This window comes from Polaribacter sp. 2405UD43-2, assembly GCF_058147125.1.
The window spans coordinates 85290-105832 of record NZ_JBYVJX010000003.1 but is presented as its reverse complement, the minus strand read 5'-3'; the positions used below and the strand labels follow the sequence as shown (position 1 = coordinate 105832).

The window sequence follows — 20543 nt, the reverse complement described above, 5'->3', positions numbered from 1 at the left end:
TATGATAAAAAAACATCTTTTATATACACTGTTTATTACTTTTATACTGTGTAACTGCACACCTAATGTAACCTTAGACGAACTTTTAAAAGAATATGAAACTCAAAAAAAGGCAATGGGCACAATTTCAATTTTTAAAGACGGAAAAGAAATTTACAATAAATCTTTTGGCTTAAAAAATATTGAGAAAAACCAAAAAGCAAATAAAGACACCAAATATTGTATAGGCTCTATCTCAAAATCTTATACTGCTACCGTAATTCTACAATTGGTTGATGAAAACAAGCTATCTCTTACAACAAATTTAAGTAATTTTTTTCCAAAGATAGTAAATGCTAAAACTATTACTATAGAACAACTTTTAAGGCACAGAAGCGGATTGTATAATATTACTAGAAGTCCAAATTTTGAAGTATGGATTGCAGAGCCAAGAAATAGAAAGCAAATGGTTTCTAAAATAAAAGAATTTAAACCAGAATTTAAGCCCGGAGAAAAGACCTCTTATTCTAATACTAATTTTATTTTACTATCTTATATTGCTGAAATAATTGAAAAAAAATCGTTTAAAGAGATTCTTAACAATAGAATTTTTAAAGTACTAGGTTTAAAAAGAACTTCATTTGTTGATACTTTAAACTTAGCAAATAATGAAGCTATGGATTATTTTCCTGAAAACGGAAATTGGTTGCCCATTACTTACCATACCAATTTAATTGGAACTGCTGGGGCAGGTGGCGTTACATCAACAGCCAAAGAAGTAAATATATTTTATACTAACTTATTTTCTGGAAAATTGTTTTCAGAAAAAGCATTAAAAGAAATGACAACCCCCATCAATGAATTAGGAATGGGCATTGGAATTTCTAAATTTAATGGACTAATTACTTATGGCCATAATGGCAGAATAGATGGTTTTAGGTCAATTGCAGCTTATGCTCCAGAAAAAAAACTTTCTATTGCTTTAACATTTAATTGTTCTAAAGTTTCTATGAGTAAAACTTTAATTCGCGTATTTAAAGCTTATCAAAAAACTTTTGAAAAAAATTAATTATTTTTTCTTAGTTTCTAAAATGCCTATTTAGTTTTATAGAAATAGGTATTTTTGCTTTTATGAAAACCCCAAAAGTTTTTTTATTGCTAAATGGAGAACCTCCAAAAAAAACACCTAATTTTTCTGATTATGCTATTATTTGTGCTACAGATGGTGCTTATCAATTTTTAAAAGAAAAAAATATTATTCCAAATTTTATTGCTGGTGATTTTGATTCTATTAAAAATCTTCCAAAAGATATAGAAGCCATTCACACTCCAAATCAAGATTTTACAGATTTTGATAAAATGCTTCAAATTTTATTTGATAAAGGTTTCAAAAATATTGATGTTTTTGGAGCAAGTGGTAAAGAACAAGATCATTTTTTAGGCAATTTGCACACGGCAATTCAATGGAAAAACAAATTAAAACTTATTTTTTTTGATGATTTTAGTCGTTATTTTTTAGCTGATAAAATCATCAAAATTAAAAATTGTAAAGAAAAAATGATTTCTTTAGTTCCTTTTTTTGATGTAAAAAACATAACAACAAAAGGTTTACAATATCCTTTAAAAAATGAGAATTTGGTTTTTGGAGAAAGAATTGGCACAAGAAATAAAGCGATAAAAAACACCATAGAAATCAGTTATAAAACTGGCAATCTGTTTGTATTTATAAATCATTAAAAACAAAAAAGTTGAATAGAAAAATTAAATTATTATGGGATTTTAGAGGTTTAGATGCAAAAGAAACCGCAAAACATCACACCATACATTTAAAAGAATTTGCAACACTAGAAAATCTAACTTTTTTTGAGGTTGATATTCAAGAAAAAAATGCTATGCTATTTTCTGCTTTTATTACAGTTAATGAAAAAGATCTTAAAATTTATAGAGATGCTCTAAAACCACACAGAGGTAAAATTGCTTAGTTTCTAACAAACACAAAAAAAAGACTCCACAAAATGTAAAGTCTTTTTATGTATGTAAATTGCAAACTAAATTACCATCTGATAATTACACTTCCCCAAGTAAAACCACTACCAAAAGCAGCTAAAACAACTAAATCATTTTCTTTTATTTTCCCTTTTTCCCAAGCTTCTGTTAAAGCAATAATTACGGATGCTGCAGTTGTATTACCATATTTCATAATATTATTAAACACCTTATCATCAGACAATCTAAATTTACGCTGAATAAACTGTGTAATTCGTAAGTTAGCTTGATGAGGAATTAACATATCTATATCTTCTTTCTGTAAATTATTGGCTTCTAGACCTTCAACAATGGCTTCAGAAAAACGTGTAATAGCGTGTTTAAAAACAAACTGACCATTCATATAAGGATAATATGAAACATCATTTGGATCATTTTTTTCTAAAATTTCTGGTACCCACCTTTGGGTTGATGGTCCTTCTAAAACTAATTCTTTAGCGTGTTTTCCTTCCGAATGTAAATGAGAAGACAAAATTCCTTTTCCTTTTTCTTCACATCTAGATAAAACTGCAGCTCCTGCTCCATCACCAAAAATAACAGTAACTCCTCTACCTCTGGTAGAACGTTCTAAGCCACCTGAATGATTTTCAGCCCCAATAACCAAAATATTTTTATACATTCCTGTTTTAATAAACTGATCTGCCACAGACATAGAATAAATAAAACCCGAACATTGGTTACGCACATCTAAAGCACCAATTGTTGGCATATCTAATAAATCTTGCACTTGCACACCTCCGCCAGGAAAATACATATCAGGGCTCAAAGTTGCAAAAATAATGAAATCAATATCCTCTTTTGTTAAACCTGCTCTTTCAATGGCTATTCTAGATGCTTTAGCACCCATAACTGCTGTGGTATCTCCTGTTTTAGGATCAATCCATCTACGTTCTTTAATTCCTGTTCTTTCTTGAATCCATTCATCAGAAGTATCCATAAACGCTTTTAAATCGTTATTGGTTACCACATTTTCTGGAACATAATATCCTAAACCAGTTATTTTTGAGTTATACATATATTTATATTTTAGTTATTTGTTGATTAGCTAAAATAGTGATAAATTAACACCTTTACAAAAGTCAGTTTAACAACTTTATCAAACCTAAATTATGAACAGAAAAGATTTTTTATCTCTATCTACAAAAGCAGCAATGTTTTTAGGATTATCTACAGCTATTTCTTGTAAAGAAGAAACTATAGAAAAAACAAACACTTTACTTAATAAAGCTGCCAAAGGAACCGCTTTTGGTTTAACTGCTCCTAAAATTGATAAAGTTAAAGTAGGCTTAATTGGTTGTGGCAATCGCGGGCAAGTACTTATACAAATGTTTGATTGGCTGGTAAAAAACAACAATGCAGAAGTAGTTGCAATTTCTGATTTAAAGAAAGAGAAAACCGCCAAAGTAAATGCACATATTCAAGAAAAACAAGGTTTAAAAGCGCAAGAATATTTTGGTAATTCTGACGAATGGAAAAAAATAGCAGACAGAGATGACATTGATTTATTAATCATTGCAACGCCTTGGGAAATGCACACACCAATGGCTTTATACGGAATGGAAAAAGGAAAACATATTGCTTCTGAAGTTCCTGTTGCATACACTTTAGAAGACTGTTGGAAATTAGTTGAAACCGCAGAACGTACTCAAAAACATTGTATGATGATGGAAAACTGTTGTTTTAACAATGAAGAATTATGGGTCTTAAATATGGTAAATAAAGGTGTTTTTGGAGATTTAACGCACGCAGAAGGTGCGTATATTCATGATTTGCGTAAACATTTATTAGATGAAAAATATTATGAAAATCAATGGAGAATAAAACATCACCTTAAAAAAGATGGTAATTTCTATACAACCCATGGCTTAGGACCAATTAGTCAATATATGGATATTGGACGTGGAGATACTTATGACCACGTTGTTTCTATGAGCTCCCGTGAAAAGAGTTTAAGTGATGCTGCAAAACGAGCAGGAATTAACAAATTCTCTAACGTAAAATGTGGAGATATGAATACCACAATGATTAAAACCAAATTAGGCAAAACTATTATGTTGCAATTTGATGTTCATTCTGGCAGACCTTATGATCGTTTAAACACTGTTGTCGGCACAAAAGCAGTTCATGAAGGTTATCCTTCTAAATTATATATTAATAAAGACGAATTGGCTTGGTGGGGACATAAATGGTTAGAAAAAGAAAAATATACTGAATACAGAGAAAAATACAATCACCCGCTTTGGGGCAAATTAAAAGCACAAATTTCTGATAATTCTGTTGGGCATGGAGGAATGGATTTTGTAATGATTTATCGTTTAATAAAATGCTTAAACAAAGGCTTACCTTTAGATATTAATGTTTACGACAGTGTTTTATGGAGTGCAATTACACCGCTATCAGAATTGTCTGTTGCACAAAATAGCGCTTCTGTTAAAGTACCCGATTTTACTGGTGGCACTTGGAAAAATAAAAACAAAACAGAAATGTTGAGAGACATATAGGTTTTAATGTTCAATTTTAAGTTTTTCAACCCAAAATTAAAAAACTCAAAACTTATATTCTGTCATCTTGTCATAATTTATTGTTTGGTATTTTTTTTGACTATTGATTCGTCAAAAAAGAACATTCTGTCATTTCGAACGAAATGAAATGTAGTTGAGAAATCTGTTTTTTTGAGATTTCTCCATAAAGTCGAAATGACAGTGTGCAAATTATGTAAACAAAAACTAAAATATAAAATTATGAGCAAAGGAAACATTAATGTATCAGTAGAAAATATTTTTCCGCTGATAAAAAAATTCTTGTATTCTGATCACGAAATCTTTTTACGTGAGTTAATTTCTAACGGAACAGACGCAACCACAAAACTTAAACACTTAATTTCTATTGGTGAAGCAAAAACCGAATTAGGAGATGCTAAAATTGAAATTAGTATTAATAAAGAAGCCAAAACCTTAACCATTAAAGACCAAGGTTTGGGTATGACTGCAGATGAAGTAGAGAAATACATTAACCAAATTGCATTTTCTGGAGCTGAAGAGTTTTTAGAAAAATATAAAGACGATAAAAACGACACGGGTGTTATTGGGCATTTTGGTTTAGGTTTTTATTCGGCATTTATGGTGGCAGATAAAGTAGAAATCATTACAAAATCTTATAAAGATGAACCTGCTGCGCATTGGACTTGCGATGGTTCTCCTGAATATACTTTAGTTGAAAGTGACAAATCTGACAGAGGAACAGAAATTATTTTACATATTTCTGAAGATGAAACAGCGTTTTTAGAAGATAGTAAAATTACTAGTTTGTTAAACAAATACAATCGTTTTAACCAAGTGCCTATTAAATTTGGAACTAAAAAAATAAACGACCCAAATTTTACACCAAAAACTACCAAAGACAAAGACGGTAAAGAAACTACAGAGCCTCACAAACAAATTGAAGTTGATAATATTATTAACAACACAAATCCTGCTTGGACAAAAAAACCAGCCGATTTAGAAAAAGAAGATTACGAAAATTTCTACAGAGAATTATATCCAATGCAATTTGAAGAATCTTTATTTCATATTCACTTAAACGTAGACTACCCGTTTAATTTAACAGGAATTTTATTCTTTCCAAAATTAAGTCCAACTATGGACATGCAAAAAGATAAGATTCAATTATATCAAAATCAGGTTTTTGTAACAGATAATGTAGAAGGAATTGTACCAGACTTTTTACAGATGTTAAAAGGTGTAATAGATTCTCCAGACATTCCTTTAAACGTGTCTCGTTCTTATTTGCAAGCTGATGGAGCTGTTAAAAAAATCTCTGGATATATCACTAAAAAAGTAGCTGATAAATTAGCTTCATTATTCAAAAAAGATCGTGAAGATTTTGAGAAAAAATGGAACGATATCAAAGTAATTATCGAATACGGAATGTTGTCTGAAGATAAATTCTTTGACAAAGCTAAGAAGTTTGCATTGTATCCAACAGTTGCAGATTCTTACTTTACGTTTGATGAATTGGTTGAAAAAACCAAAGATGCACAGACGGATAAAGAGGGAAATCACGTTGTTTTATATGCTTCTAACAAAGATGCGCAACATAGTTATATTGAAGATGCAAAAGCAAAAGGATATGAAGTGTTGCTATTAGATTCGCCAATTGTTTCTCATTTAATGCAAAAATTAGAGACTTCTAACAACGAAGCTAAAATTCAATTTAAGCGTGTAGATGCAGATCATATTGACAATCTAATTAAGAAAGATGACAACGTAATTTCTAAACTTTCTGATGAAGAAAAAGAAAAATTAAAGCCAATTATTGAAGCTGCTGTACCAAAAGAAACTTATACGGTTCAGTTAGAAGCTATGGATTCTGCTTCTTCTCCGTTTATCATTACAGTTCCAGAATTTATGCGTAGAATGAAAGAAATGCAAGCTTCTGGTGGTGGAGGAATGATGGGAATGGGTAATATGCCAGATATGTACAATTTGGTGGTGAACACCAATCACCCATTAGTTTCTGAAATTTTAAATACAAAAACCGAAAAGAAACAAACTCGTTTAATTTCGCAAGCGTTTGATTTAGCAAAATTATCTCAGAACTTATTGCACGGAAAAGAGTTAACAGATTTTATTAAACGTTCTTATGAGCTAATAAAGTAGTTGCGAATAGCCAGCCATAATAAATTAGAAGAAGCCGTCTAAAAGGAATTTTTAGGCGGTTTTCTTTTTAGGTGACTTCTTTTATTTACATTTACTGCTATGAACTTCCTAGCTCACCTCTATTTATCACAAAACAACACCAATATTATGATTGGTAATTTTATTGCAGATCATATTAAAGGTAATAATTATGAAGAATACCCAAAAGAAATTCAACAAGGTATTCTTTTACATAGAGAAATTGACACCTATACAGATGCACACCCAATTGTTAGAAAAAGCAAAAGACGTTTACACAACCGTTACAGACATTATGATGGTGTAATCATCGATATTTTTTTCGACCATTTTTTAGCTAAAAACTGGAATACTTATTCTGCTATTCCATTAGCTATTTTTACCAAATCAGTTTATCAATTATTTGAAAATAAAAAAGAAGAACTCCCTGTAAAATCGAAGCAATTTATTGGATATATGATTGAATATGATATTCTGTATAATTATCAATTTTTAGAATCTATAGCGCAAGTTTTAAATGGGATGAATAACAGAACCAAAGGAAAATCTCAAATGAATTTAGCTATTGAAGATTTACAAACTCTAGAAACAGAATTTGAAGAAGATTTTAAACTTTTCTTTAAAGATTTAGAAGAATTTACCCATCAAAAATTAAAAGAAATTAAATAGATTTATGAAAAAGACAATACTCCTTTTTACAATTTCTCTATTGATGTTTCAATGTAAAACATCAAATAAAAAAGAAAAAATTACGGGTTTAATTACCAAAAAAGCAATGGTGGTTTCAGCTCGTGAAGAAGCATCAAAAATTGGAACAGAAATATTAAAAAAAGGTGGTAATGCTTTTGATGCAATGGTTGCAACAGAATTAGCTTTGGCTGTTGCTTATCCTTATGCTGGCAATATTGGTGGTGGTGGATTTATGGTTTACAGAAAAAAAAATGGTGAAATTGGCTCTTTAGATTACAGAGAAAAAGCACCTCTTGCTTCTCACAAAGATATGTTTTTGGATGAAAAAGGCAATGTAATTAAAGACAAAAGCACACTTGGAGCTATGGCTGTTGGAATACCAGGAACTGTTGCTGGTGTTTTTGCAGCGCATAAAAAATTTGGCACATTACCAATTAAAGAAATTTTGCAACCTGTAATTGAGTTAGCTAAAAAAGGTGTTACAGTTACTAAAAAACAAGAAGCTCGTATAAAAAAATATCAGCATTATTTTATAAAAGCGAACAAATCTAAAATACTATTTGATTCTATTTGGAAAGAGAACGATGTTATTAAATATCCTGCTTTGGCTACAACTTTAGAAAGAATTGCTAAAAATGGTAGCCAAGAATTTTATAAAGGCGAAACCGCAAAACGTTTGGTAAAATTTATGCAAGCAAATGGTGGAATTATAACGCTAGAAGACTTGGCTAAATACCAAGTAAAATGGAGAAAACCTATTACTTTTACATACGATGATTTACGAGTTATTTCGATGTCTCCTCCTTCAAGTGGAGGCGTTTGTTTGGCACAAATTATGAATGGAATTGAACCTTTTGACCTCGATAAATATGGACATAATTCAGTAAAAACCATTCAAATAATTACAGAAGCAGAAAGACGTGCTTATGCAGACAGAAGTTATTTTTTAGGCGATCCAGATTTTGTAAAGATTCCTTTAGATTCTTTAATTGGCAAAGGTTACACAAAACACAGAATGCAAAATTTTTCGTTTACAAAAGCAACAAAATCTTCTGATGTTTCTCACGGAAACATTCAAATAATTGAAAGTAATGAAACTACACATTATTCTATAGTAGATTCTTTTGGAAACGCAGTTTCAGTTACCACAACTTTAAATGGGGCTTATGGATCAAAACTATATTGTTCTGATTTAGGTTTCTTTTTAAACAATGAAATGGATGATTTTTCTAGTAAACCAGGTGTACCCAATATGTTTGGTTTAATTGGCGCAAAAGCCAATGAAATTGCTCCAGAAAAAAGAATGCTTAGCTCAATGACTCCTACAATTGTAGAAAAAAATAGTAACCTTTGGATGGTTGTTGGAACTCCAGGAGGATCAACAATAATTACATCAGTTTTACAAACCATTTTAAATGTACACGAATTTAAAATGGGAATGCAAGAAGCTGTAAATCAACCACGTTTTCATCACCAATGGTTGCCAGATATTATTATGATGGAACCCAATAAATTTGATAGAAAAACTGTTTCTGAACTCAATAACTTAGGATACAAAACTAATGAAGAAAGAACGCCTGTAATTGGTAAGGTTGAAGGTATTTTAATTTTACCTAACGGAAAACTAGAAGGAGGAGCTGATCCAAGAGGTGATGATAAAGCTGTTGGTTTTTAGAAAGCAATAACAGTAATTGTTTTGGCTTAAGACTAAAATATGGTGATGATGATTTTATACACCTAAATTAAGCTTTACTTATGTGTAAAAAACTATAATTCATAGCTTTGTCAAAAGAATCCAAAATCCTTTTTACATAAGTACCCCACTAAAGTGGATTGCTTTTTTTTTACTCAAAAAGCAATTTCAAAAAGAAAAAAAGACAGTTTTTTACAACAATTTTAACATTTAAGCCTTTTTTTTAGATAAAGTTTAAATTTTTCTTGCATTTCTAACTTTTATAATTATATTCGAAAATTACAAAAAAGGAAATATTATAGAATGAATTTATTAGAAAGAGCTACAGAGTTTGAAAACAGAAAATTCTCTTTTAAAACTACTAGTGATAGAATATTGGCTTCAAGAGAAGTAAAAGCACTTATTCTTGAGCTTAATGAAGTTTACAAATTAGAAAAAGATCCAGAAATTATGGAGCAAATGAAACGTTTAACAGCTGTTAAACAAAAAATAGAAAAACGTTTAAAAGGAAGACCATAATACGTTTTAACAAATCTTAATTAAAGAGGAATTTTAAGATTCCTCTTTAATTTTAATCACTTTTAAGTGTTGTTTTTTACCATAAAACAAAGTAGAACTCCTTACTGTATTACTAACATTTACTAAGATAATTGCAGCCTAAAAAAATCTTTTATGACTGAAAAAATTAATATATTTTGGTTTAGAAGAGATTTGCGTTTAGAGGATAACTGCGGATTGTTCCACGCACTAGAATCTAAAGAAAAAGTTTTACCAATTTTTATTTTTGATGAAAATATTCTAAGCAAACTACCAAAAAACGATACTCGTATTTCATTTATACATCAAGAATTACAAAACATCAACAATCAACTTAAACAAGTTGGAAGTTCGTTGGCTGTTTTTTATGGTAAACCTTTAGACGTTTATCAAAAAATATCAAAAAAATACACTATTAAAACGGTTTTTACGAATCACGATTACGAGCCTTATGCATTAAAAAGAGATTCAGAAATTAAAGCTTTTTTAGCTTCAAAAAACATCAATTTTAAAACTTTTAAAGACCAAGTTGTTTTTGAAAAAAATGAAATTGTAAAACAAGATAAAACTCCATATAAAGTGTACACTCCGTATTCTAAAAAATGGTTAGAAGCTTTTCAATATAAAGGAATTCAGTTTTATCCTTCAGAAAATCTTTTAGAGAATTTTATCAAAAAGAAACTCCCTTTTTTAACTTTAGATGGTATTGGTTTCTCTCAATCTTCAATTAAAGTTGAATCTTGTAGAGTATCTACAAAACTTATCAATCAATATGAAGAAAAAAGAAATTTTCCTTCAAAAGAAGCAACTTCAAAACTTGGAACACATTTACGTTTTGGTACAGTCAGTATCAGAAAAATAGTAGAAAAAGCATCTAAAAGTAGTAATATTACTTTTCTAAAAGAATTGATTTGGCGTGAGTTTTTTATGCAAATTTTATGGCATTTTCCGTTAACAATTAAAAATAGTTTTAAACCTAAATATGATCGAATTGTTTGGAGAAATAACGAAGAAGAATTTTTAGCTTGGTGTAAAGGAAAAACGGGATATCCTTTAGTTGATTCAGGAATGAGAGAACTAAACCAAACGGGTTTTATGCACAATAGAGTTAGAATGTTGGTGGGTAGTTTTTTATGTAAACATTTATTAATTGATTGGAGATGGGGTGAAGCTTATTTTGCAGAAAAATTACACGATTACGAAATGGCAAGTAACATTGGTAACTGGCAATGGGTTGCAGGTTGTGGCGTAGATGCTGCTCCTTATTTTCGAATTTTTAATCCTACAACTCAAATTCAAAAATTCGATAAAGAATTACAATACATCAAAAAATGGGTTCCCGAATTTCAAGAACTCACCTACCCTAATCCAATTGTAGAACATAAATTTGCTAGAGAACGATGTTTAAGAGTCTATAAAAATGCTTTAAATGACTTCTAACATTTCATCATTAAAAATGTAATATTATTTTCCTATTTTTAAACAATCACAAAATCTTAAAATTATGAATACACAAGAAGTAGCAAAAAAATGGCAACAAATGTGCCAACAAGGAAAAAACATAGAATGTATTGAAGAACTTTATGCAGAAAATGTTGTTAGTAAAGAAATGCCAGGAGTACCTTATGGAGAAATAGTTTCGGGCAAAAAAGAAGTTCTTGAAAAAAGCAAACAATGGTTAGATAATGTTGTTGAATTTCATAATGGAGAAATTTCTGATCCTGTGGTTGCAAACAATCATTTTACTAGCAAAATGTCTTTTGATGTAACTTTTAAAGATAGAGGAAGACAACAAATGGAAGAAGTTTGCGTTTTTGAAGTACAAGATGGAAAAATTACCAATGAGCAATTTTTCTATACAATGTAAATATTTTATTATTCTTAATGAAAGCTTCATTTTTTTATGAAGCTTTTTTTATGCAAAAAATTTATTTTTTCCTTGTTCAATTTCATTTTTTGTATTTTATTTGCCAACTCTTAATTTAAAGCCGATGTAGCTCAGCTGGCTAGAGCAGCTGATTTGTAATCAGCAGGTCGTGGGTTCGAGTCCCTCCATCGGCTCAAAATAATAAAGTCTCAAAAAAAAAATTTTGAGACTTTATTATTATTTTAGAAACCTAAATTCGGGATGTAGCTTAGTCTGGTTAAAGTGCTGGTCTGGGGGACCAGAGATCGGAGGTTCAAATCCTCTCATCCCGACTTTTAATTGCCTTTCTTAACATTTTTTATTTTATTTTGACATCACTTTTTATCAAAAAAAAGAAAATACTAACAATAAAAAAATGCTATATAAGACCAAAATTCTCTTAAAATATTGTAAAATCTTTAGTATTTTAGTCCTTTAATTATTCTAATCAGAAAATATGCTCATAATCGGAATTGCTGGAGGAACAGGAAGTGGAAAAACTACAGTGGTAAATCAGATTATTAAACACTTACCAACAGATGAAGTTTGTGTAATATCCCAAGATTCTTACTACAAAGAAACAGACAACTTGTCTTATGAAGAAAGAACAAAAATTAATTTTGATCATCCTAGAGCCATCGATTTCGACTTAATTGTAAAACATTTAAAGAAATTAAAATTAGGAGAAAATATAGAACAGCCTGTATACTCTTTTGTAACTCATAACAGAACAAAAGACACTGTTAAAACACACCCAAGAAAAGTAGTAATTGTAGAAGGTATTTTAATTTTTAACAGCAAAGAATTAAGAAATTTATTTGATATAAAAATATTTGTGCACGCAGATACTGACGAACGTTTAATTAGAAGAGTTAGAAGAGATATTTCTGAAAGAGGTAGAGATATTGACGAAGTTTTAAACCGTTATCAAGACACTTTAAAACCTATGCATCAGCAGTTTATAGAACCTACTAAAAACTTTGCAGACATTATTATACCTAATGATAGATATAATACTGTAGCCATAGATATTGTTAGAACTGTAATAAATGAACGCCTATAAACTTTATGACTTTTAAAGGACTAAAAAATAATAAAATAGTAAAATTTGTAACAAATATTTTTGTTCTAATACTAATTCCATTTATTATTTGGATGTTGTTTTTTGATGAAAATTCGTATCTTGTACATAGAAAATTTGACAAGGAAATTAACGATTTAGAAAGTACGATTTCTTTTTACAAAAAGAAAATAGCTCAAGACAAAGCAACCATTAAAAAGCTACAAGATTCTTTGCAATTAGAAAGGTTTGCAAGAGAAAAGTATTTAATGAAAAAAGAAAATGAAGATATCTATATTATTGAATTTGATACCTTAAAAAAGTAATGAGCACATTTTTATTTAATGAATTTGAGAGAACTTCTGCAGCTGCCTGGAAACAAAAAATTCAAGTAGATTTAAAAGGTGCAGATTATAATAATTCGCTTCTATGGAAAACCAAAGAAGGCATTGTTGTAAAACCTTTTTATACATTAGAAGATAAAACAAACCAAAAAATAAACGTATCAAAAAAGGAATTTAATGTTTGTCAAACTATTTTTATAGATGATGAAAAAATTGCAAACACAATTGCTCTAAATGCTTTAAAAAAAGGTGCAAATTCCATTCAGTTCTTAGCAAAAACTACTTTTGATTATTCTATTCTTTTAAAAGGAATTAAAACCAAATCATCAATAATCTATTTTAATTTTTCTTTTTTAGATGATGATTTTCAGATAGAATTATCAAAATATATCAATTCAAAAAACACCTATTTTCAAACTGATATTATTGGGAATTTAGCAGAAACTGGTAATTGGTTTACAAACTTAAAAACGGATTTTAATAAATTAGAAAGCCTAGTTAATAAGACAAATAACTGTATTTCAGTTTCGTTAGATTTATATCAAAATTCAGGCGCAACAATAACCCAACAATTGGCTTATACACTAGCACACGCTAACGAATATTTAAATTATTTTGGAGGTGAAGTTGCCTCAAAAATTCATTTTAATTTTTCTGTTGGAAATAATTATTTCTTTGAAATTGCAAAATTAAGAGCCTTTAGATTACTTTGGGAAACGCTTTTAAATGAATATAAAGTTAAAAATGTAGAAGCTCATATTTTTACAAAACCAACGTTAAGAAATAAAACTTTGTACGATTACAACGTTAATTTATTAAGAACAACATCAGAATGTATGAGTGCAATTTTAGGAGGCGCAAACACAATTTCTAACGTTTCTTACGATGCAATTTATCATAAATCAAATGAGTTTGGAGAGCGAATAGCAAGAAACCAGCTTTTAGTTTTACAACAAGAAAGTGGTCTAAACAATCCTCAAAATTATTCAAAAGGTTCTTATTATATAGAATCACTAACAAATCAACTAGCAGAAAAAGCTTTAACTATTTTTAAAGAAATTGAAAAAGCAGGCGGGTTTTTAAAACAGTTAAAGGAAGGAATCATTCAAAAAAAAATAAAAGAAAGTGCTAAAAAAGAAGAAGAAAGTTTTAACAATAAAGAAACGATACTTTTAGGCACCAACTTACAGCCTAATAAAAATGAAACAATGCAAGAGAATATAGAATTACATCCTTTTGTAAAGCAAAGAAATATAAAAACATTAATACCCCCTATAATTAGAGAAAGACTTTCTGAAACAATAGAAAAAAATAGGTTAAAATTTGAAAAAAAATAAAGAAATAGCTCTTCTTCAAAAAAAACAAAAATCTCTCAAAAAAGAGGTGCAAGAAATAAAGAAAAAATTACCTACATATATTATAGGTTTTATTTTATTTACATTTATAAGCCTTTATTTTTTAGAAGACAAGTTTCATACTTTATTTGGTAGTAGTGTTAATTTTATTATTACAGGAGTTATTTTTTTAGGAATTATTTGCCTCTTTCTGTTTTATAAAAATCAAAAAAAAATAAAGGAAAAAGAAAAAGAATCTAAAGCCATAGGGACAAAAATTTTCAATATGCTTAAACTAGATGAAAACGCTATAAATGACTAGAAAAAACATTCAACATATAACACTAAAAAGCTCAACTAATTCATCAAAAAAAACTTTTGAGCACGAAGGTTTTGTAGCTGGTATTGCTCCTAATTTACGTGGGCCATATTCTACAATGTATGTTAGAAGACCTTGGACAATTAGACAATATGCAGGTTTTTCTACTGCAGAAGAAAGCAACGCTTTTTATAGAAGAAATTTAGCAGCAGGTCAAAAAGGATTATCAGTAGCATTCGATTTGGCAACTCACAGAGGTTACGATTCTGACCATGAACGTGTACAAGGTGATGTTGGTAAAGCTGGTGTTGCTATAGATTCTGTTGAAGATATGAAGGTTTTATTTGACCAAATTCCGTTAGATAAAATGTCTGTTTCTATGACAATGAATGGTGCTGTACTACCCATTTTAGCTTTTTATATTGTTGCTGCACAAGAACAAGGCGTTTCTTTAAATCAACTTTCAGGAACCATTCAAAATGATATTCTAAAGGAGTTTATGGTTAGAAACACTTACATTTATCCTCCTAAACCATCAATGAAAATTATTGCTGATATATTTAAATATACCAGTAAAAATATGCCAAAATTCAATTCAATTTCTATCTCTGGTTATCATATGCAAGAAGCTGGTGCTACAGCAGAAATTGAGCTAGCTTACACTTTAGCTGATGGATTGGAATACATTAGAAAAGGGATTGAAGCTGGAATGGATATTGATGCTTTTGCGCCAAGATTGTCTTTCTTTTGGGCAATTGGTATGGATCATTTTACAGAAATTGCAAAATTAAGAGCGGCAAGAATGTTGTGGGCAAAATTGGTAAAACAATTTAAACCTAAAAATCCAAAATCGTTAGCCTTAAGAACACATTGCCAAACAAGTGGTTGGTCTTTAACAGAACAAGATCCTTTTAACAATGTTGCCAGAACTACCATAGAAGCTATGGCTGCTGCATTTGGCGGCACACAAAGTTTACACACCAACGCTTTAGATGAAGCAATTGCATTACCTACAGATTTTTCTGCAAGAATTGCCAGAAATACGCAAATCTATTTGCAACAAGAAACATATATTACTAAAACAGTAGATCCTTGGGCAGGTAGTTATCACGTTGAAAAATTAACTGAAGATATTGCCAATAAGGCTTGGGAATTATTACAAGAAGTTGAAGTATTAGGAGGAATGACAAAAGCTATAGAGAAAGGAATTCCTAAAATGCGAATAGAAGAAGCTGCTGCAAAAAAACAAGCAAGAATTGATAGCGGACAAGATGTAATTGTTGGTGTAAACAAATATCAATTAGAAAAAGAAGATCCTTTACATATTTTAGAAGTTGATAATGAGGCAGTAAGGAAATCTCAAATAGAAAGATTAAACCAATTAAAAGAAAATAGAGATACCGAAAAAGTTAAAAAATCTTTAGTAGCTTTAACAAAAGCTGCAAAATCTGGTAAAGAAAATTTACTTGATTTAGCTGTAAAAGCTGCAAAAAATAGGGCTACTTTAGGAGAAATTTCTGATGCTTTAGAATATAAATTCGGAAGACATAAAGCAGTTCATAAAACCATTTCTGGCGTGTATAGTAAAGAAATAAAAAATGACAAACTCTTTAAAAAAGCAACAGATTTAGCAAATAAATTTGCTGATTTAGAAGGAAGACGCCCAAGAATTATGATAGCCAAACTAGGGCAAGATGGTCATGATAGAGGTGCAAAAGTAGTTGCAACTGGTTATGCTGATTTAGGTTTTGATGTAGATATTGGACCATTATTCCAAACACCACAAGAAGCTACCAAACAAGCTGTAGAAAATGATGTACATATTTTAGGTATTTCCTCTTTGGCTGCGGGTCATAAAACTTTAGTGCCACAAGTAATTGCAGAGCTAAAAAAATATGACAGAGAAGATATTATGGTAATTGTTGGTGGTGTAATTCCGGCGCAAGATTATCAGTTTTTGTTTGATGCTGGTGCAGTGGGTGTTTTTGGACCCGGAACCAAAATTGCACAAGCAGCCATAGATTTATTAACTATTTTAATAGATAGTATTGTAGAGTAATATTTAATTAGATGAAAAACACTTTTTAAAAATAAAAATACTTTCAAAAAGCGCTTTCCTTTTTAATAACCTTAAGACAAATTAATATCAACAAGTTCTTGATCTCCAGATTTTGAAGTAGTAAACTGTATATCTGTAGTAGCATTTTCTACAGACCAATTATTCATTCTTTCGTACATTTCGAATGTGCCCATTGGTATAAATTTACCTGTTTTAGTATCTAATTTACATAATGCAAAATTTAAAGAACTATTAGTATTCATACACGAGGGGAAACTAGCACTTGCCTCAATATATTGTCTTGGGTAAGTTCCACCTGGAGGAATTAATTCCTGATTCCAGTTTCCGCAAGCGTTCATACATTTTGCACCACTTACTTGAACTTGAATTAAATCTTGTGAATTATTTTTGATATTTACAAAAGCTCCATATCCCATAATATTAAATTTAAATTTTCTTACTCTATTTAACATAGGCTTTTCAGATTCCGCCTTTAATATTAAAAAAGTATTGTAGCTACTTAATCAAATATCTTTCTTTATATTTCAATACAAATATCTATCAATACATTATTTTTTCTTAGAGTATATTCACCTCAATTTTATAAATAGGTAAAACACCTACTTTTTAATTTCAAAATAGCTTCCTTTTAACAATTCTTAACAAGAAAAAAACTACACATTAATAAGTATTTACTCTTTTATCCGTAAATTCGCAAAACCTTTTTTTAAAGAACTAAATACGGATGAAAAAAATTTTTAACCTCCTCTACTCTACACGTTTAATGGCAGTTCTATTTATCCTTTTTGCTACTGCAATGGGAGTTGCCACATTTATAGAAAACGACTTTGGTACACAAACCTCTAAAGCTTTGGTATATAACACTTGGTGGTTTGAGTTAATTATGGTTTTCTTTGTCATCAATTTCTTTGGTAACATTTTTAGATATCGTTTGTACAGAAAAGAAAAATGGGCAGTTCTACTTTTTCACTTGGCTTTTTTATTAATTCTTATTGGTGCTGGAGTTACACGTTATATGGGTTATGAAGGTATTATGCTGATTAATGAAGGAGAAACCACCAATAAATTTCTATCAGAAACAATCTATTTAAATGCAATTGTTGATAATGGTAAAGTTCAAAAACCAGAAATTAACAAACCTTTGTTATTATCTGCTTGGGGTAAAAATTATTGGTCTTATACTGATAATTTTAAAAACGATGGAGTACAACAGGATTTTAGTTTTGAATTGGTTGATTACATTCCGTGGGCAGAAAAAAAATTAGTAGCAGATACAAATGGTGTTGAGCATTTATTTTTTGTAGAATCATCAGAAGGAACACGTCATGAACATTGGATTAAAAAAGGAACTATTCAAAACATTCACGGAATTTTAGTGGGTTTTGAAGCACCTAATAACAATGCATCTATCAACTTTAAAAAAGAAAATGACAACTTAAAAATAGTGACAAAAGCAGATGGAGATTGGTTTAGAATGGCAGATCAGAAAAGAGGAAAAATAACCAAAGACTCTATTCAAAATTTTCAGTTTTTAACATTACATAATGTTGCTGGTTTACAATTTGTAGTTCCAAAACCTGCCGAAAAAGGAATTATGAAAACTGTAACTAGCGCAAAAAATGATAAAAAATTAGACGTTATTGTAATTGATATTAAAAGCAATAACGAAACTAAAAGAGTAGAGTTAACTGGCGGTAAATTCAATTCTCAAGGTTCTAAAGAAATAACTGTTGGTGGTTTAAATTTTAGAATGTTATATGGAGCTAAAATTTTAGAAACGCCGTTTTCTATAAAATTAAACGATTTTCAATTAGAAAAATATCCAGGCTCAGAAAGCGCAGCTTCTTATGCAAGTGAAGTAACGGTAATTGATGGAAAAGAAAAGTTTGATTATCGAATATTTATGAATCATATTTTAGACCATAAAGGATATAAATTCTTTCAATCTAGTTACGATTTATCTGGTCCTACAGAAGAAACACATCTTTCTGTAAATTATGATTTCTTAGGAACTTTCATTACATATTTAGGATATTCTTTATTATATATTGGTTTAATCTGTATTCTTTTTGCTAAAAATACACGTTTTAATGATTTAAAAAATGGATTAAAAAAGATTAGAAAGAAAAAACTAACAATGCCTGTTGTAGTAGCTCTTTTTCTATCTAGTTTTAGCTTTGCTCAACATACAGATCATCAACCCAATAAAATAACAAACCAACAAATTGACTCCATTTTAAAAACGAATTTAGTAGCTATTAATCACGCAGAAAGCTTTAATAAATTGGTAATACAAGATGCTGGTGGTCGTATGAAACCTGCACATACTTTTGCATCAGAATTGGTAAGAAAAGTAAGTCATACAGAAACTTTTAATGGTATGCAACCGAGTCAGGTATTTTTATCAATCATAGAAAACCCAAGACTTTGGTACGAAGTTCCCGTAATTTATTTAGAAAAAGAAAATAAAAAAATTAGAAAAACTTTAGGCTTAGCTGATACTACTAAATATGCGCGTTTATCAGATTTTATTACACCTAGAGGTGCTTATAAAATAAAAGAGCAAGTTGCAGAAGCTCAAAAGAAAAAGGTAAAGAACAAATTTGAAAATGACTTCATAAAAATTGATAGACGTGTAGGATTGTTATACAGTGCTATAGGTGGTGGTATTTTAAGAATTTACCCTATACCTAATGATGAAAACAACAAATGGGTTTCTCAACCAGAAACTGCCAACGCTGGTTTTAAAGCTACAGATTCAGTTTTTGTACGCCAAGCTTTACCTGTTTATATTCAATTTTTACAAGAAGCTAAAAAGACAAAAGATTACTCAAAAGCCAATCAAGTTTTAGACGGAATTAAAAAATTTCAAAAGAAGTTTGGTGCAGAAGTCTATCCTTCAGAGCAAAAAATAGATCTAGAAATTGCCTATAACAAATTGGGTATTTTTATGAAAAGTGCTATTTTTTATATGATTTTAGGTTTGCTGCTAATTTTTATTGAAATTCTTAAAATCTTTTATTATAAATCAAAAGTGTTAAATTTTGTTGTAAAAGGACTCATTGTATTCATAATTTTAAGCTTTCTATTTCATACTTTTGGTTTGGCTTCTAGATGGTATATTAGCGGAAACGCACCTTGGAGCAATGCCTACGAATCTATTATTTATGTAGCTTGGGCAACTATGCTATTTGGTTTATACTTGGGTAGAAAATCTGCATTAACCATTGGAGCAACTACATTTTTAGCAGCTATAATTTTACTTTTTGCACATCAAAATTGGTTAGATCCAGAAATTGCAAACCTACAACCTGTTTTAAATTCTTGGTGGATGTTGGTGCACGTTTCTATTATTGTAGCAAGTTATGGTCCTTTTTCTTTAGGAATGATTTTAGGAGTTGTTTCTCTAATCCTTATCGCTTTTACAACTGAAAAAAACAAAAAGCGAATGGACATCAACATAAAAGAACTAACCATTATAAATGAAATGGCAATTACAGTTGGTTTGGTAATGTTAACCATTGGTAATTTTCTTGGCGGAATGTGGGCAAATGAAAGTTGGGGACGTTATTGGGGCTGGGACCCAAAAGAAACTTGGGCTTTAATATCCATTATGATTTATGCTTTTGTGCTGCACATGCGTTTAATACCTGGTTTACGTGGCAGATTGTCGTTTAATTTTGCATCGGCTTTTGCCTATTTATCAATAATGATGACTTTTTTTGGTGTAAATTTCTATTTATCTGGTTTGCACTCTTATGCAAGTGGAGATAAAGTTGTAACACCTAGAGAAGCCTATATTTATATTGCTTCTTTAGTTTTACTAACCATAATAGCCTCATTTAAATACAAGAAATACTTTAAAAAGTAATGATGTAA

At 29.9% G+C, this 20543-nt stretch carries 18 protein-coding genes and 2 tRNA genes; 18 read left to right on the top strand and 2 right to left on the bottom strand.

What is annotated here, in order from left to right:
* The first annotated feature begins 1 nt into the window (after position 1).
* The 3 genes from ACY2RX_RS05680 (at position 2) to ACY2RX_RS05670 (ending at position 1961) form a co-directional block, all read left to right on the top strand.
* On the top strand, positions 2 to 1048 hold the full coding sequence (locus ACY2RX_RS05680; RefSeq protein WP_490103003.1) for a serine hydrolase domain-containing protein: 1047 nt from the start codon (positions 2 to 4) through the stop codon (positions 1046 to 1048).
* Positions 1049 to 1110: 62 nt separating this feature from the next.
* A complete protein-coding gene (locus ACY2RX_RS05675) occupies positions 1111 to 1716 on the top strand; it encodes a thiamine diphosphokinase (protein WP_490103002.1) in 606 nt (201 codons plus the stop codon).
* Between the two features lie 11 nt (positions 1717 to 1727).
* Positions 1728 to 1961, top strand: coding sequence for a hypothetical protein (locus ACY2RX_RS05670; RefSeq protein ID WP_490103001.1), 234 nt, complete (start codon positions 1728 to 1730; stop codon positions 1959 to 1961).
* 71 nt (positions 1962 to 2032) lie between these two features.
* Here ACY2RX_RS05670 and ACY2RX_RS05665 read toward each other — a convergent pair whose 3' ends face one another.
* Positions 2033 to 3040, bottom strand: a complete 1008-nt coding sequence (locus ACY2RX_RS05665) for a 3-oxoacyl-ACP synthase III family protein (protein ID WP_490103000.1) — start codon at positions 3038 to 3040, stop codon at positions 2033 to 2035.
* A gap of 94 nt (positions 3041 to 3134) precedes the next feature.
* Between ACY2RX_RS05665 and ACY2RX_RS05660 the strand changes: the two genes are divergently transcribed.
* The 14 genes from ACY2RX_RS05660 (at position 3135) to scpA (ending at position 16643) form a co-directional block, all read left to right on the top strand.
* A complete protein-coding gene (locus ACY2RX_RS05660) occupies positions 3135 to 4526 on the top strand; it encodes a Gfo/Idh/MocA family protein (RefSeq protein WP_490102999.1) in 1392 nt (463 codons plus the stop codon).
* 240 nt (positions 4527 to 4766) lie between these two features.
* Positions 4767 to 6683: a molecular chaperone HtpG gene (htpG, locus tag ACY2RX_RS05655; protein WP_490102998.1), complete on the top strand. Its 1917-nt coding sequence runs from the start codon at positions 4767 to 4769 to the stop codon at positions 6681 to 6683.
* Between the two features lie 99 nt (positions 6684 to 6782).
* A complete protein-coding gene (locus tag ACY2RX_RS05650) occupies positions 6783 to 7370 on the top strand; it encodes an acyl carrier protein phosphodiesterase (RefSeq protein WP_490102997.1) in 588 nt (195 codons plus the stop codon).
* Positions 7371 to 7374: 4 nt separating this feature from the next.
* Positions 7375 to 9066: a gamma-glutamyltransferase gene (gene ggt / locus ACY2RX_RS05645; RefSeq protein ID WP_490102996.1), complete on the top strand. Its 1692-nt coding sequence runs from the start codon at positions 7375 to 7377 to the stop codon at positions 9064 to 9066.
* Positions 9067 to 9387: 321 nt separating this feature from the next.
* Entirely contained in the window at positions 9388 to 9603 is a 216-nt protein-coding gene (locus ACY2RX_RS05640) for a hypothetical protein (protein WP_490102995.1), read from the top strand.
* A gap of 153 nt (positions 9604 to 9756) precedes the next feature.
* Complete coding sequence (locus tag ACY2RX_RS05635; protein WP_490102994.1) at positions 9757 to 11061, top strand: cryptochrome/photolyase family protein; 1305 nt, start codon at positions 9757 to 9759, stop codon at positions 11059 to 11061.
* Positions 11062 to 11125: 64 nt separating this feature from the next.
* Positions 11126 to 11488: a SnoaL-like domain-containing protein gene (locus ACY2RX_RS05630; protein ID WP_490102993.1), complete on the top strand. Its 363-nt coding sequence runs from the start codon at positions 11126 to 11128 to the stop codon at positions 11486 to 11488.
* A gap of 120 nt (positions 11489 to 11608) precedes the next feature.
* Positions 11609 to 11682 (top strand) — tRNA-Thr (locus ACY2RX_RS05625).
* Positions 11683 to 11745: 63 nt separating this feature from the next.
* Positions 11746 to 11820, top strand: a tRNA-Pro gene (locus tag ACY2RX_RS05620).
* A gap of 164 nt (positions 11821 to 11984) precedes the next feature.
* On the top strand, positions 11985 to 12590 hold the full coding sequence (gene udk, locus ACY2RX_RS05615) for a uridine kinase (protein ID WP_490102992.1): 606 nt from the start codon (positions 11985 to 11987) through the stop codon (positions 12588 to 12590).
* Positions 12591 to 12595: 5 nt separating this feature from the next.
* A complete protein-coding gene (locus ACY2RX_RS05610; RefSeq protein WP_490102991.1) occupies positions 12596 to 12913 on the top strand; it encodes an FtsB family cell division protein in 318 nt (105 codons plus the stop codon).
* Positions 12913 to 14268 carry a methylmalonyl-CoA mutase subunit beta gene (locus ACY2RX_RS05605; protein ID WP_490102990.1) on the top strand — a complete coding sequence of 452 codons (1356 nt, stop codon included), beginning with the start codon at positions 12913 to 12915 and terminating at the stop codon, positions 14266 to 14268. Before ACY2RX_RS05610 ends, ACY2RX_RS05605 begins: the two co-directional genes overlap by 1 nt.
* Positions 14255 to 14587, top strand: coding sequence for a hypothetical protein (locus ACY2RX_RS05600; protein ID WP_490102989.1), 333 nt, complete (start codon positions 14255 to 14257; stop codon positions 14585 to 14587). The genes ACY2RX_RS05605 and ACY2RX_RS05600 overlap by 14 nt, the downstream gene beginning before the upstream one ends.
* Positions 14580 to 16643, top strand: coding sequence for a methylmalonyl-CoA mutase (gene scpA, locus ACY2RX_RS05595; RefSeq protein WP_490102988.1), 2064 nt, complete (start codon positions 14580 to 14582; stop codon positions 16641 to 16643). The genes ACY2RX_RS05600 and scpA overlap by 8 nt, the downstream gene beginning before the upstream one ends.
* Before the next feature lie 71 nt (positions 16644 to 16714).
* Here scpA and ACY2RX_RS05590 read toward each other — a convergent pair whose 3' ends face one another.
* A complete protein-coding gene (locus tag ACY2RX_RS05590; RefSeq protein WP_490102987.1) occupies positions 16715 to 17116 on the bottom strand; it encodes a hypothetical protein in 402 nt (133 codons plus the stop codon).
* Between the two features lie 272 nt (positions 17117 to 17388).
* On the opposite strand from ACY2RX_RS05590, the gene ACY2RX_RS05585 reads away from it, so the two are divergent.
* Entirely contained in the window at positions 17389 to 20535 is a 3147-nt protein-coding gene (locus ACY2RX_RS05585; protein ID WP_490102986.1) for a cytochrome c biogenesis protein, read from the top strand.
* Positions 20536 to 20543 lie beyond the last annotated feature (8 nt).